The organism is Chitinophaga nivalis (assembly GCF_025989125.1).
Taxonomy (GTDB): Bacteria; Bacteroidota; Bacteroidia; order Chitinophagales; family Chitinophagaceae; genus Chitinophaga; species Chitinophaga nivalis.
This window is the reverse complement of sequence record NZ_JAPDNR010000001.1, coordinates 5,467,709-5,480,386: the sequence shown is the minus strand read 5'-3', so window position 1 is coordinate 5,480,386 and position 12,678 is coordinate 5,467,709. Positions and strand designations below refer to the sequence as shown.

Genomic DNA, 12,678 nt, shown 5'->3' with positions numbered 1-12,678 from the left:
TTAAATCGTTAATTCGTTTTCTGATTGTATTTCAATTCCTCTCTTAAACATCTGGGCGATGATAAAAAGTACGATCGCCATAAACAGCCATACATCCGCGCCGCCTATTTGTAAATGTTGGGTGTCGGGCATCGGTACGCCCTGTTTCACCAGTCCTTCGGTATAGCTGACGCCGTACCCGGAGAAAATAGCAATCATTAACGCCACATAGGATAAATGAAAAATAAAACGCCTGACTTGTTTGTTGAAGGGCTGAGACATATCCAGGTCCTTACGGTGCAGGATTTTTATGATCAGGAAAAACAACCAGGCTTTCAGTATCGCCACAATGCCGAGTAGTAAGGTGACTACAAAAAAATGCCCCTGGTCGTATTTAAAAAGGGCTGATAAGTCTATTTGCCGCCAAAGATAGGGAACAGCACTCGGCCTGGCGATGGCAAAGATGGCATTCGCAATAAAGCCACCGGCTTCTATGCACAGACCTATAAATATGATCCAGGAAAGGACCAGCAGTATCGTTAAGGTCTGCTTGATGGTAATTTTAATTTCCATAGCTACATTATTTTAAAGGTGAGGTAAAAATAATAAATATTTATTGAAAAACAATAAAAATAGTTTGAGGGTTGATAAATTTATAGGGACGCTAACCAGCATGGGAACATTAAATAATGTAATAAAGGACTGACGAACGGAATGTTTTAGATAAAAAACATAGGACTATAGCGGGTTTCTCCAGAGGAGTACTCATATAAAAAAGGAAGGCATGGGGTGCCTTCCGGTATGTGATGGTGAATAGGAGAACAGGGAGAAATGAGGGCCGTAGTTGGTTAGATCTTTATCCAGCAACGGAATCCCCTGGCTGCATAATATGATTCTGCGCCGTTGTGATACACAAAAACATGATCATAGCGCCGGTCTGAAAAGAGGGCGCCGCCAAGTTTCCTGATGGCAGGCGGTGTGATGATCCAGCTCGACGTTTTCAGATCGAAATTGCCCAATTGCTGTAATTCCCGGTATTGCGCTTCGCTTAAAAGTTCAACGCCCATGTCGGCCGCCATTTCCACGGCGCTGTTTTCTGGTTTGTGCTCCTTCCTGGATGCCAGCGCTTCATGATCATAACAAACACTTCTCCGGCCCTTGGGGCTTTCAGTTGCACAATCATAAAAAATATATTCACCCGTACTTTTATCGTAACCCACCACATCCGGCTCTCCACCGGTTAATTCCATTTCATCGAGCGACCATAGTTTGGCAGGATTGGCTTCCAGTCTCGCTTGTACCGGATCCCAGCTAAGTCCTTTATGTCGTTGTGTGTTTTTCTCAAAGCGGGTCTTTAACACGTTGAGCAGTGCCTGACCCTGTTCTGGTGACAGTTTCTTTTTGGTGTTTTTCATATGGTGGCTATATTTTTCGTGAATATATAAAGTTAATTACTATGCTGCAAGGACAGGGGCCGATAAAATCGTAAGAGAAAAGGCAGCTCGCACGAAAGTGGAAACCAACGGAATTAATCACTAATTTTGTCTGCTAACTTATTCCGTCATGAAGCAACGTGAGGATGTACATATTTTCTATCAGCAATACCTGGAGAAAAAACCGGTAGCAGAAAATAGTTTTCAGGGATATTTTGATACCTTTTCGTGGCAGCAGCTTAAAGATGATTTATCTGCGTGTGATCAGCTACAGCGTAAGCCATTCTACAAGATTGCCTTACTCAGGGGAGAAGCCCGGTATCATGCGAATGAAGAAGAGATTCATGTAAATGGCCATACGATTGTTTTTATTGATCCGATGACCAGGTGTCGGTTTACTACCCATGACCAACATTTTGCTGCGGAATATTGTGTGTTTAGTGAAAGTTTTCTCAGGGGATCCGGTAAAATTGCTGTGGCCAACTGGCCTGTTTTTGCTGGTAACAGTATCTACACACAATCATTAACCGATCAGGAATATGAGCACTTGCGCCATATATTCCATGAATTGGAAACGGAGCACCAATCTGCTTATCAGTTTAAAGAAGAGGTGATCCGGAACCGGATTTTTGATGTCATTCATTTTGTACAAAAAATGGCAGGACATCGAAAGAAAGAGAACGATGTGCAGGATGAAAAACTGACCACGCTTTTCTTCACTAACCTGGAGCATATCTTTTTCAATATCAGCCCCGACCGTCCATTGGAACATAAAACACCCGCCGGTTTTGCGCAACTGCTGCATGTTACCATTGATAAACTGAATAAAACACTCAGGAAAACAACTGGCAAAACCACCCAGTCACTTTTGCATGAACGTATTTTACAGGAAGCCAATGTTTTGCTGCGCCACACCTCTTACAGTATTAAAGAAATTGCCTGGTGCTTAAAGTTTCAGGAAACTGCCCACTTCCAGAACTTTTATAAGAAGCATGCCGGATGTACGCCAGTGGAATACAGGCAGGCGTAGTTTTTTTGCAATCATTCGCTGTTTATTTGTAATCATCGCCCGCCAGTGCAGATTTACCTTTGTGAAAACATACATAAAAGGTAAAGCAATGGAACAATCATTTTTAATTATTGGAACAGGAGAAGTAGGGCTGGCCATGTTGAACAGCCTGTACGATTACCGGCAACGTCATGCCGGCACGTTTGGTATTGCGGTACTCGTACAGCCTTCGCGGTTAGGTACGGATGAAGTGAGCCAGGATCCTAAATTTAAGGAGGTGGTATTGGAGGCCGCAGATTTAAAGGACGATAGTATCCATGCCCTGGCGGCTGTTTTCAGGAAGTATGATACCGTTATTTGTTGCAGTGGGTTTTCTATAGGCACAGGTATACAGGTTAAGATTACGGAGGCTGTGCTGGCAGCTGGGGTAAAAAGATATGTCCCCTGGCAATTTGGGGTCGATTATGATAAGATCGGCCGGGGAAGCGCGCAGCCGGTATTCGACGAGCAGTTGGATGTGCGGGCGTTGTTGCGGGCACAAAATAAGACCCACTGGATCATTGTTTCCACCGGCATGATTACCAGTTTTCTGTTCCGGGAGGATTTTGGCGTGATCAGTCTGTCCGGGAAAGTAGTGCGTGCATTGCGCGATTGGCAGCACTCCCTTACGCTGACGGCCTGTGAAGATATTGGCGCATTGACGGTGGCGATCTTATTTCACCAACCGGAGATACTGGACCAGGTTGTTTTTGTAGCCGGAGATACGGTAACGTTTGAAGAGATGGCGCATAAAATGGAGCAGCTTTTCCAGACAAAATTTGAAAGGGTCTTATGGAGTACCGACCATCTGGAGAACGAGCTGCAAAAAGATCCGGCAGATCCGTTTAAACGGTATCGGCTGGTGTTTACCAACCCGGGCGTAACCTGGCCTAAAGAAGAAACGTTCAATGTAAAACACCAGATACCTACGGTGGATATCATGGAATGGGCGAAGCAGCATATATTACAATAATTGTGTCGTAGAATAAAATGTAAAATTTTGGTTAACAGGTTTTAACTTGTTAGCCAAAATTTTATATTTGATGGCAAGGGAAGATAAAGGAAGCGGGAAATGAGCTGCTACCCACGTTAAGGTGAAACAGTGATTTTATCAGTAAGGAAAATTCAGTTGTTGTATGATTTGCAAAAGTACATATAGCTATATGTGGTTGTTGGTGTTGTTATGTCTTTGTTCCTGTGCCGCGTTTTATCCGGTTGGAGGGAAAAAAGGAAAGTTGCAGGGAAAAGGTGATTTTATTTATGAGAAACGGGACCAACAGCGCCGGCCTGTTATAGATACGCTCCGTAACCAGCTTGTAACCGGCATCGTCCGTTTTAAAGGTATCAATTATCAGTTCGAATTTGGGTTTACAGACCAGGATGGTACAAAACAATATATTCCTTTAGGATCTGTCATCCAGGCAAAGATTGTATCCCCTGATAACAGGGATTCGTTGATGTATACCAGGTATCGGGGAGAAACGTGGCAGATAATAAGAGAACAGCAGCCAGTGCGTATTCTTTTCAGGAGTGAAGAAAATGAATACACATCCTATGATGCCGCTAATAACCTCCAGGAAACCTCCAGATCAAACTACAGTGCAGTGGTGGTATTACATAACGGCAAAAGAGTGGGGGATGACCGGGAAATATTTTATAATAAAAAAAGACTGCTGGAGTTTATCAATAAACGTTATACGCAGCAGTTTGGAAAGAGAAGCTTTAGAGATGAAGCACAAATGCTGGATTATATTGTGAAGGAAGAGAGTAAGACAGGCAACCCGAAATAAGGCAGAAGGGCCATTTATAGCACGACGAATTTTCCAGGGAAATAGTGAACGCCAAAATAAAGATATGAATGAACAATACTCGCGGCTATTGCAGGAAGTAGAAGAGGGGGAGGTCCGGATAGACGATACTGCTATCGCCTTACTCAATGAATTGCTGATAACTCCCGGGCATTATCAGCATCAGGCAATAGCGAAATTACTGCAGGATATTAAAAGTCCTACTACCATTCCATTTGTAAAGCAAGCACTGGAAAGTCATTTCGACTATCTGGAATATACCTGTTCAGATGATAATGTCATTGCAAAGTGGTTTAGCTGGCTGCTCTATGAAATAGGCACCCCTGATGCTATACATCTCATCGCACAATATACACAAAGCACAAATGAAGGTATTCGGTATGAAATGAGCTATCGGTTAAATAAAATAAAATCTACGACTAACAGCTGAAAAGGTGTGTTTTAAAAATGTAACTTTGTTGCAAATTTTTAAAAGATGCGAACCGGAAAGAAAGAATTTTGGGAAGCTGCCTTTGCGGAGAAGCGGGAGATGTGGGGTTTTGAACCGGCCCGATCTGCGATATTAACAAAGGATTTTTTTGTGCAGCAATCCGTGAAGAACGTCCTGATTCCTGGCATTGGTTATGGCCGGAATGCGCAGGTTTTCATAGAAAACGGCATGAAGGTAACAGGCATAGAGATAGCTGAAACAGCGATTGAAATAGCCCGGAAGCATTATGGAACAGGCATGCAGATCTATCATGGTTCCGTAGCGGATATGCCATTTGATAACAACCAGTATGAAGGTATCTTTTGCTATGCGCTGATCCATCTATTAGGCACGGAGGAAAGACAGCAGCTAATTCAGGCCTGTTACAATCAGTTGGCACCGGGTGGCGATATGGTCTTCACCGTTATTTCAAAGGAGGCATCCACTTATGGGCAGGGTAAATGGGTGAGCAAAGATCGTTATGAAATATTCGATGGTGTCAACATGTATTTTTATGATCTTGCATCAATCAATACTGAGTTTGGTAACGCTGGTTTATTTGAAATCACAGCAGTTACAGAGAACTATCCGTTCTTTTTAATTAAATGCATAAAAGACAATAACCACGCGCTTGTTTAACGGAAATGCATTTAAACATCCTCAGGAACACCAGTTACAATAATCCGTAATCAGACTATTTAAATCTGTAATGACATACCCCTCCGGTAACTTTTGTTATTTTTACAAAAAATAGCGGCTCATGGAGATAGTTATTAACTTATCCGGTAAAATCAGGATAGCCGGAATAATCGCCTTGCTTGGTTTTTCTATATACAGTTGTAAACAGACTGCTCCTGCAGGTGATCAGACAAAAACTGAAACCGCGAAAGTAGCGCAGCCGGAATATTTCCAGCTCCGGCCGCAACTGGAAAAAATGTATGGCTACACACAGGCTGTAAGAGTGGGAGACATCGTTAAGGTAGGCGGCGTAATTAGTATAGATGATCAGGGTAAGCCCATCGGGAAAAATGATTATCAGCAACAAATGAAAAATTGTTATGCCAGTTTAGAAAAGGTATTAAAGCATTATGGGGGCACTTTTGAAGATGTAATACTGGAAAATATATATACCACCAGTATGGCAGAGCTGCAAAAAAATGCTGCATACCGGCACAAAATATACACGCATCATTTTCCGACTGGCAGCTGGATAGGCGTGAAGGAGCTGGGATTGCCGGAAATGATGGTGGAGATAGAAATAGAAGCACTCATTCCCGAAAAATAATAATGATCCATGAAACCCATCTTTAAAGAATTATTTGACTACAATAACCACTGCAATCAAAAGTTAGAAGAAGTTTTTCTTGAACATACAGACAAAGTAGCCGGAAAAATAATAAAGCTGTACAGCCACATCCTGAATGCGCATCAGATATGGAATCATAGAATGGCGTCCAGGGATCTTGTTTTCAGCGTCTGGGATATGCATACTGTACAAGACGTTCCAGCTATTAATAAAGTCAATTACGAACAGACACAGCTGCTCCTCGATAAAATAGATCTGCATAATACCATTCAGTACAAAATGAAAGACGGAAGGGTTTTTAGTAAACAGACCTGGGAAATATTGTTTCATGTCATTAATCATTCCACTTATCACAGAGCGCAAATTGCCACTGCATGCAAAGAGAATGGACTCACTCCTGTAGCAACGGATTATATATTATACGAAAGAAAGTAATGCTATCCACCTTCGCGTTACTGGCGAACCGTTTGAGGAAGACATTGCTGTCTATCGGACTATTTTCCTGTCTTACATGGCTATTTTGTTTCGTACAATATTTTCACATTTGAATACCGTATTTATAATACATATTATGACCTATACAGAAAACAAGCACCTGATTACTGTTGACGCAAATGACGGCCCCTGTATTTCAGTGGTAGGAGATACCTACAGGATAATTTTGGGAGGGACAGATACCCAGGGCGCCTTTGCCACATTCGATATGCTGATTCCCCCTGGCGGTGGTCCTCCTCCGCATGCGCATGCTGCTGTGGAAGAGTCGTTTTATGTCGTGGAGGGTGCCATTGAATTCAGATCGGAAGCAGGTGCCTATACCGCGGGTAAAGGAGCTTTTGTACACATCCCTAAAGGGGGAATGGTACATAGCTTCCGGAACAACACGACGGAGGTTGCCCGTTTGTTATGCCGGGTAGCTCCCGCCGGTCTCGATGTGCTTTTCAACGAGATAGGTACGCCTGTGGAATTTGGTCAGTTCCTGCCTGCTCCGCAGATAGATCAGGCATCGATGGAAAAACTAATTATCCTGGCCGGGAAATATGGACAGGAAATTTTTCCGCCTGACTTTCTGGATTGATCCGCCTGCATGTAGGCATGAAAGTTAGCATCAGGAAAGATGTGGATATACTTTTCTGTCACCTGAAAAATCAGTAAATGGAGTAGAAGACCATAACCGGATAAGCCACTGTAGCCAAGGTGAATTACCTGCCCCTGATAGTCGTCCGCTTGAAAATTTGAAGCTGCGGTACCCTGTAAGAGCGCCTTACACTTATCATAATCATTTGGCGGGTTTATCCTTTTTATCTATATTCAGTTATCTGTACACAACCTGTATTTGTTTATTGTTAATCTGATCACTTATAATCAACCCACTTATGAAAAAGAAAACAATTCAACTGGAAAAGAAATTATTCCTCGGAAAAACAGCGATCGCAGATCTTAGCACCCATCAACTGGAACAACTCAAGGGCGGAGCCCGTACCGGAACTGGTCCTTTTGAACCAGATACGATACAGATTACTAAGTGTGTAGAATCGACTAGCCCCGCTCCTGATAGACCTTGTGAGCTCTTCCCGTGCTGGTAAAAATTGCACCGTGATTAAACGGTAATGTATCTTATTCAGGCAGCCGGCTGATGTTGGTCCGGCTGCCTCGTTTTGCCCCTGAATGATAATAGGTAGTAATGATCATACCTCGTCTGCGATAAAATTCCCATTTTTCCGTTTATCAATCAGGCGGGTTTTATCCTGTTTAATTATATCCGGTTATCTGTTTATTATTCATTTGATCACTTATAATTAACCTCACTTATGAAGAAGAAAACAATGCAGCTGGGGAAAAAATTGTTCCTCGGAAAAACAGCGATCGCAGATCTTGGTATGCAGCGCCTGGAAGCAATCAAAGGGGGAGCGCGTACCATCCCTTTTGAACCGGACAGCATACAGATTACCAGATGTGTAGATATTACCAGTCCTGGCAATGGTGCCGTTTGTCAGCAGTATCAATGCTGGTAGCCGTTACGGTAATATATCTTTTTTCAGGCAGCTGGTACGGATGTCCGGCTGCTTTGTTGTAATGCATGATAGTGGCTGGTTATCTAGCCTTAATAGCATAGAAATACATTATTTTCGATCTGCCTCGGATCCATATACGTAATCATCATCTCTCCGTTCAATGAATACGCATGCCGTTGATGGAAACAGGCTGATTCCTGGTAGTTAATTTTCCTGTTGCCGTATACCCCTTCCTGATAGTGCCGGTGAGGTAGCTTGTTTATTCTTCACATATTAAACCTATCATCTATGACAAAAATGTATGGCAGGGCCATCCTGCTACTGTATGCGGCATGCTGCTTGCTCCCTGGTTGCAACAAACATTCGATCGCTGTTCCCGGTGCGGAAGATCGCGGCTTCTGCCAGATTAAGACCATGTATATGCATATGCCGGGCCGCATTGAAATAGCAGACTTCTATTACGATCACCAGGGGAAGCCTACCCGTGTAACCGTGACCACCACGGATGCCAGCTATCAGGTGCAAAATACGCCTTACTATTTCAGGTATGATCAGCAGGGGCGGCTGCATGATTTTATTATCACCTCAAAACCTGATCCGGGTAATCCCTTGCCTTACCATGAAGATATTATTGGCTGGCACCGATATGGATATCCTGATGCAGTAACGGTACTGGATACAGTTTATTTCTATCTGGGCTGGTATGCAGATAGTTGCAGGGAGCCGGGTGTGCTGGCATCGCCAGGTGCTTATTATACCCATCAACTCGATTATAAAGGCAGAATTGTTGAAACAAAAGTAGGCGGCTATACCTATACTTATAGCTATAATCCGCTGGGAGATAAGGCAGGATTTACCTATGATCATCAACCAGGTATCTATCGTACCAACAAAGTATGGCAGTTTGTTTTCAATGATTTCAGTACCCATAATATACTTGGACCTACACCACCTGGTGTTGGTAAAATCGTAGCCTATAACTATTTTGGATTGCCTGCCGTATTAAGTGAGCATGAAAATGATGAAGGCTCCCGGGTAAACAGACTGAATATGGTAGGAGATACCCTGCGCATAAAATACTTTTGTGATGAAGGAACGCATACAGATAAAGATGCGTTGCGATAAACAGTTACAAACAGTAAGCGCACCGGGTTCAGCGGTGCGCTTACGCGTGAAAATAAAGCCATGTGTGGCAGGAAATAAAGATAGCTTACCGCTGACATCCGGCATTTCAGCGTGCCGTATATGCCGCTAACAGCCGAATTCAACGGAGGCGCAGGTCCTGATAGTGAAATTACAAGTCCATTCTCCAAGGGTAGGACGTTTTTGGCATACCGTAGTTTCGTTGAGTTTGGCCACAACAATTTTTTTCAGTGCGAGCTTTTTGATAGATTTTTTCATGACAGTGGTTTTTGGGTGATAAATTTCAGTCTGTTACCAAATATAACTAAATCCTGTTATCGTATAGGCGCTTCAGCAGTAGCGATGATATAGACTTACCTGGATGGACATAGCTGATCATATGCTGCCGGAGTTCGCTGACAGGTGGTGTGGAGCCAGTCATAAACAGCTGTGAGAGGTAATATTGGCGGCACTATGCAGGTTCTTTATCCATAATTTCCTAATATTGCGATACCGGAGGAGGGTATCCGTCGCCGGGAATAGTCAGACGTTTATGCGGTTCGCAATGCCTATACATATGAAGTTATATTTAAAATCAATCGTCACATTTTTACTGTTATCCTGCCTGTACATCCCCGTCAACGCCGGCATGCTTTCAGATACGGCAAATATATTTTTTATTAACAGGAATGGCTGGTTGCCGGCCGGCGCCAGGAAGATAAAAGACCTGAAAATAACCGATGGTGGTTTTAAAATCAACTGCGACTATGAAAGCATCATAGAGGAGGCAAGGGAAAAAGCCATCAAAGCAGGAGGCAACATTATCGTCATTAAAGAGTTGAAGTTTCCGGATATGTTCAGTACCTGTTACCGGCTGTTTGGAGAAATTTATTATTATCTGGATACGGTGGCTATGTTTGCTGAAAAAAACAAAGCCCATGATTCCGTCATGAGAACATTATTACCGGATACAGCTGCCTATGCGCTTTTGTACGTGTATCGTTCCAGATCCTCCCTGGGCGCCGCTATTCCCTATAATGTTATGTTGGACGATTCGGTTATTTGCCGTATCAAAAGGAATTCCGCGCATGTCATAAAAGTTACTAAAACGGGGCATGTTAAAATATCGGCCAGGACAGAAGCACTGGAAGAGATATTTATGAAAATTCTCCCGGGGAAGGCCTACTTTTTACAATGTGACATAGGCATGGGCGTCTTCATTGGCCGGCCGTTGATCAGCCTCATTGATCCCTACGCGGGACTACAGGATTTTAATAAGACGAAAGACAAGCTCAAATCCGAAACGGCGGATCCGATGTATTAACGAGTGGGATAGCCGTTAAGGTAATGTGGGTATTCCTGCAGAAAAGATGGCATTACGTTGTTGGTATTCCCTTTTTAAAACCATAGTTAATAAAAGTTGGCAGCTGTCATGATATGCCTGCGGTACAGTTGCATCGCTGCAGGAGCGCGCATTTCGGATACGATAAATAAAGAAGATGTAAGTACCGCTGTTTAAATTATTTTTATCATGTATAGGCGAACTAGAGAATTAAATTTTTTGCCTTATATTTATTTTAATATCTTTATCACTCAACGTAATAAGTTAACCAACCCTGCTGACTTGAGTATAGATTTGTAGCCCAAATGGGGGAATGTTGGTGAAATTTAACATCAAAAGTATATTGCTAAAATTCAACTGATAAGAGACAGCACAAAACATTTTCGGCAATTATACAGCGATAGTACAATGCATATGGCCATTTACTGTAATGATGGAAATGCGCAGCATAAATTTTAGAGTAGAATATAGAAATAAAGAAATGAAGACTCGTGGCATTGTTTCGTTAAATAGTAAATGTCTAATCCGGTTTCATTAAGTAACATTTTTTAATTAAAAGACTGTCACAGTATTGCACTTGTTATCATTGATAATGAAGGGTTCTATCACTGTTAACCAAATCAGTCCATCAGATAATTTTATTCAACCAAAAACAGTAAGTTGTTACTTACAGTAGCGATAGCTTTATCCTGTTATAAGTAATAAAGTAACTTTTTATAATTAACTCGTGATGCGTCCTGTATTGAACAACACCTAAACAGTGAATCATGATATGACACAGGCCGTAAGGTGTATGTTGAGAAGACTAAAATAAAAAAGATTGCATCTTATCTTTCAGATTTCAAGTAATTGCTAAAAGGAGAAAAAGAGACGTAATGTTTCAGGAAACCCGGTATGATACTGATATACCGGGTTGGAGTACGGCTTTAGTTTAATACGCCATTCAGATAAAGACAATCAGTATCGTAGTAAAGTATATATAAGTAGTATCAGTATTAGCATGACTGAAAAGGATAACCTGTGCGCCGACGCGCTGGCTGAAGAATCAATAGCACAATAAAGAAGTAGTTCCCCGGCATCAACCGAAAAAAATGTTAACTGTTAAACTGATAGGTCGCTTAAACGCGATGACCATTTATAACCTTGTTAATCTTTACTATTAAGCATGCCGGATATGGTGCATGAAAATGCCTGTCCATACGACCACCGGTCATACTTTAAAATCTGTTAACCTGCTGTGGGATAACGTGTAACCCTTTGCTTTTAAACAGATGATTGTTTGTTGTCATTAATGTGCTATTTCACTTGTGTACTTATTTATAACCCTATAAAAAGGTGTTCTCTATGCTTGCTTTTGCCTCTGGATGGTATGTTGTTTACACTGGTCCCCGTAAAGAAAAAAAAATCTCAGATGAACTTTTTGAAAAAAGCATCACCCATTATCTGCCATTGATAAAAACTGCGCGACAATGGCATGACAGGAAGAAAATCCTTTATATTCCTGCTTTCCCCTCTTACATATTTGTTTATTTAAATAAGCAGACGGAGTATCGTGAAGTACTGGATATTGAAGGGGTACATTGTTATGTAAAGATCGGGAAAGTACCGGCGATAGTAAAACCAGCAATAATTGACCAGATCAGATTGGTGATCAATAGTGATAATGTAATTGTTTCCGCTGCCCATTTTGAAGTAGGCGAGAAGTTATATATACAGGAAGGACCTTTCACAGGATTGCATTGTGAAATGATTAAAATAGAAGGGAAAAATAAAATGCTCGTGCGGGTTAATCTATTGAACAGGAATATTCTCGTGGATATGCCCGTTGTTTGCTTATCAAAACAAGTGAGTTAAATGCAGCGACTGATATCGGTAATATACCAGCTCAGTCGCCTTTGCCAACATACTACCCGGTCTTCACATCAATAGTGCCTCATCATACTGCAAAGTGATGCAGCCGGAGCAATCAATCAACGTTGATGCCATCGTCAGTGAGGTATTAAAAAAATACCCGGTTTTAATAGATGCGATTTTTTCTGCTAGGGGATTAGCGGTGGCTATTCTTTTGCCGGCAGACTGCATCAGGAATGCGGGTATTCCCATGTCCGTGCTTACAGAAAAGGACGTGGGAGATAGGGACGCAGGAATATTATTAATAA

The 12,678-nt window shown here is 42.1% G+C and carries 15 protein-coding genes; 13 read left to right on the top strand and 2 right to left on the bottom strand.

Annotation, left to right across the window (positions count from 1 at the left end; all coding sequences use genetic code 11):
- The gene (locus OL444_RS21150; protein ID WP_264729905.1) at positions 1-552 is read right to left on the bottom strand and encodes a DUF2975 domain-containing protein; all 552 of its coding nucleotides are present in this window, start codon (positions 550-552) and stop codon (positions 1-3) included.
- 275 nt (positions 553-827) lie between these two features.
- Positions 828-1,394 (bottom strand): DUF4256 domain-containing protein, encoded by a 567-nt coding sequence (locus tag OL444_RS21145; protein WP_264729907.1) that lies wholly within the window; start codon positions 1,392-1,394, stop codon positions 828-830.
- Positions 1,395-1,542: 148 nt separating this feature from the next.
- Here OL444_RS21145 and OL444_RS21140 point away from each other — a divergent pair, with 148 nt between their 5' ends.
- The 13 genes from OL444_RS21140 (at position 1,543) to OL444_RS21080 (ending at position 12,373) form a co-directional block, all read left to right on the top strand.
- Positions 1,543-2,442 (top strand): helix-turn-helix domain-containing protein, encoded by a 900-nt coding sequence (locus tag OL444_RS21140; RefSeq protein ID WP_264729908.1) that lies wholly within the window; start codon positions 1,543-1,545, stop codon positions 2,440-2,442.
- A gap of 88 nt (positions 2,443-2,530) precedes the next feature.
- A complete protein-coding gene (locus OL444_RS21135) occupies positions 2,531-3,433 on the top strand; it encodes an aromatic alcohol reductase (RefSeq protein ID WP_264729910.1) in 903 nt (300 codons plus the stop codon).
- A 163-nt stretch (positions 3,434-3,596) separates the two neighbouring features.
- Positions 3,597-4,250: a hypothetical protein gene (locus OL444_RS21130; RefSeq protein ID WP_264729912.1), complete on the top strand. Its 654-nt coding sequence runs from the start codon at positions 3,597-3,599 to the stop codon at positions 4,248-4,250.
- 64 nt (positions 4,251-4,314) lie between these two features.
- The gene (locus tag OL444_RS21125) at positions 4,315-4,698 is read left to right on the top strand and encodes a HEAT repeat domain-containing protein (protein WP_264729914.1); all 384 of its coding nucleotides are present in this window, start codon (positions 4,315-4,317) and stop codon (positions 4,696-4,698) included.
- A gap of 45 nt (positions 4,699-4,743) precedes the next feature.
- Positions 4,744-5,376, top strand: a complete 633-nt coding sequence (locus OL444_RS21120; protein WP_264729916.1) for a class I SAM-dependent methyltransferase — start codon at positions 4,744-4,746, stop codon at positions 5,374-5,376.
- Between the two features lie 121 nt (positions 5,377-5,497).
- Positions 5,498-6,022, top strand: coding sequence for a RidA family protein (locus OL444_RS21115; RefSeq protein ID WP_264729918.1), 525 nt, complete (start codon positions 5,498-5,500; stop codon positions 6,020-6,022).
- Positions 6,023-6,031: 9 nt separating this feature from the next.
- A complete protein-coding gene (locus tag OL444_RS21110) occupies positions 6,032-6,478 on the top strand; it encodes a DinB family protein (protein ID WP_264729920.1) in 447 nt (148 codons plus the stop codon).
- 136 nt (positions 6,479-6,614) lie between these two features.
- The gene (locus OL444_RS21105; RefSeq protein ID WP_264729922.1) at positions 6,615-7,118 is read left to right on the top strand and encodes a cupin domain-containing protein; all 504 of its coding nucleotides are present in this window, start codon (positions 6,615-6,617) and stop codon (positions 7,116-7,118) included.
- Between the two features lie 298 nt (positions 7,119-7,416).
- Entirely contained in the window at positions 7,417-7,626 is a 210-nt protein-coding gene (locus OL444_RS21100) for a class I lanthipeptide (protein ID WP_264729924.1), read from the top strand.
- A gap of 225 nt (positions 7,627-7,851) precedes the next feature.
- On the top strand, positions 7,852-8,055 hold the full coding sequence (locus OL444_RS21095) for a class I lanthipeptide (RefSeq protein WP_264729926.1): 204 nt from the start codon (positions 7,852-7,854) through the stop codon (positions 8,053-8,055).
- Between the two features lie 288 nt (positions 8,056-8,343).
- The gene (locus OL444_RS21090; RefSeq protein WP_264729928.1) at positions 8,344-9,180 is read left to right on the top strand and encodes a hypothetical protein; all 837 of its coding nucleotides are present in this window, start codon (positions 8,344-8,346) and stop codon (positions 9,178-9,180) included.
- Positions 9,181-9,754: 574 nt separating this feature from the next.
- Complete coding sequence (locus OL444_RS21085; protein WP_264729929.1) at positions 9,755-10,501, top strand: DUF2846 domain-containing protein; 747 nt, start codon at positions 9,755-9,757, stop codon at positions 10,499-10,501.
- Positions 10,502-11,863: 1,362 nt separating this feature from the next.
- On the top strand, positions 11,864-12,373 hold the full coding sequence (locus OL444_RS21080; protein WP_264729932.1) for a UpxY family transcription antiterminator: 510 nt from the start codon (positions 11,864-11,866) through the stop codon (positions 12,371-12,373).
- Positions 12,374-12,678: the final 305 nt, after the last annotated feature.

Bases quoted from the DNA above. Each gene is read 5' to 3' on its own strand.
- OL444_RS21145 (WP_264729907.1), bottom strand. From the start codon at position 1,394: ATGAAAAACACCAAAAAGAAACTGTCACCAGAACAGGGTCAGGCACTG.
- OL444_RS21100 (WP_264729924.1), top strand. From the start codon at position 7,417: ATGAAAAAGAAAACAATTCAACTGGAAAAGAAATTATTCCTCGGAAAA.
- OL444_RS21105 (WP_264729922.1), top strand. From the start codon at position 6,615: ATGACCTATACAGAAAACAAGCACCTGATTACTGTTGACGCAAATGAC.
- OL444_RS21140 (WP_264729908.1), top strand. From the start codon at position 1,543: ATGAAGCAACGTGAGGATGTACATATTTTCTATCAGCAATACCTGGAG.
- OL444_RS21115 (WP_264729918.1), top strand. From the start codon at position 5,498: ATGGAGATAGTTATTAACTTATCCGGTAAAATCAGGATAGCCGGAATA.
- OL444_RS21110 (WP_264729920.1), top strand. From the start codon at position 6,032: ATGAAACCCATCTTTAAAGAATTATTTGACTACAATAACCACTGCAAT.
- OL444_RS21090 (WP_264729928.1), top strand. From the start codon at position 8,344: ATGACAAAAATGTATGGCAGGGCCATCCTGCTACTGTATGCGGCATGC.
- OL444_RS21085 (WP_264729929.1), top strand. From the start codon at position 9,755: ATGAAGTTATATTTAAAATCAATCGTCACATTTTTACTGTTATCCTGC.
- OL444_RS21095 (WP_264729926.1), top strand. From the start codon at position 7,852: ATGAAGAAGAAAACAATGCAGCTGGGGAAAAAATTGTTCCTCGGAAAA.
- OL444_RS21120 (WP_264729916.1), top strand. From the start codon at position 4,744: ATGCGAACCGGAAAGAAAGAATTTTGGGAAGCTGCCTTTGCGGAGAAG.
- OL444_RS21150 (WP_264729905.1), bottom strand. From the start codon at position 552: ATGGAAATTAAAATTACCATCAAGCAGACCTTAACGATACTGCTGGTC.
- OL444_RS21080 (WP_264729932.1), top strand. From the start codon at position 11,864: ATGCTTGCTTTTGCCTCTGGATGGTATGTTGTTTACACTGGTCCCCGT.
- OL444_RS21130 (WP_264729912.1), top strand. From the start codon at position 3,597: ATGATTTGCAAAAGTACATATAGCTATATGTGGTTGTTGGTGTTGTTA.
- OL444_RS21125 (WP_264729914.1), top strand. From the start codon at position 4,315: ATGAATGAACAATACTCGCGGCTATTGCAGGAAGTAGAAGAGGGGGAG.
- OL444_RS21135 (WP_264729910.1), top strand. From the start codon at position 2,531: ATGGAACAATCATTTTTAATTATTGGAACAGGAGAAGTAGGGCTGGCC.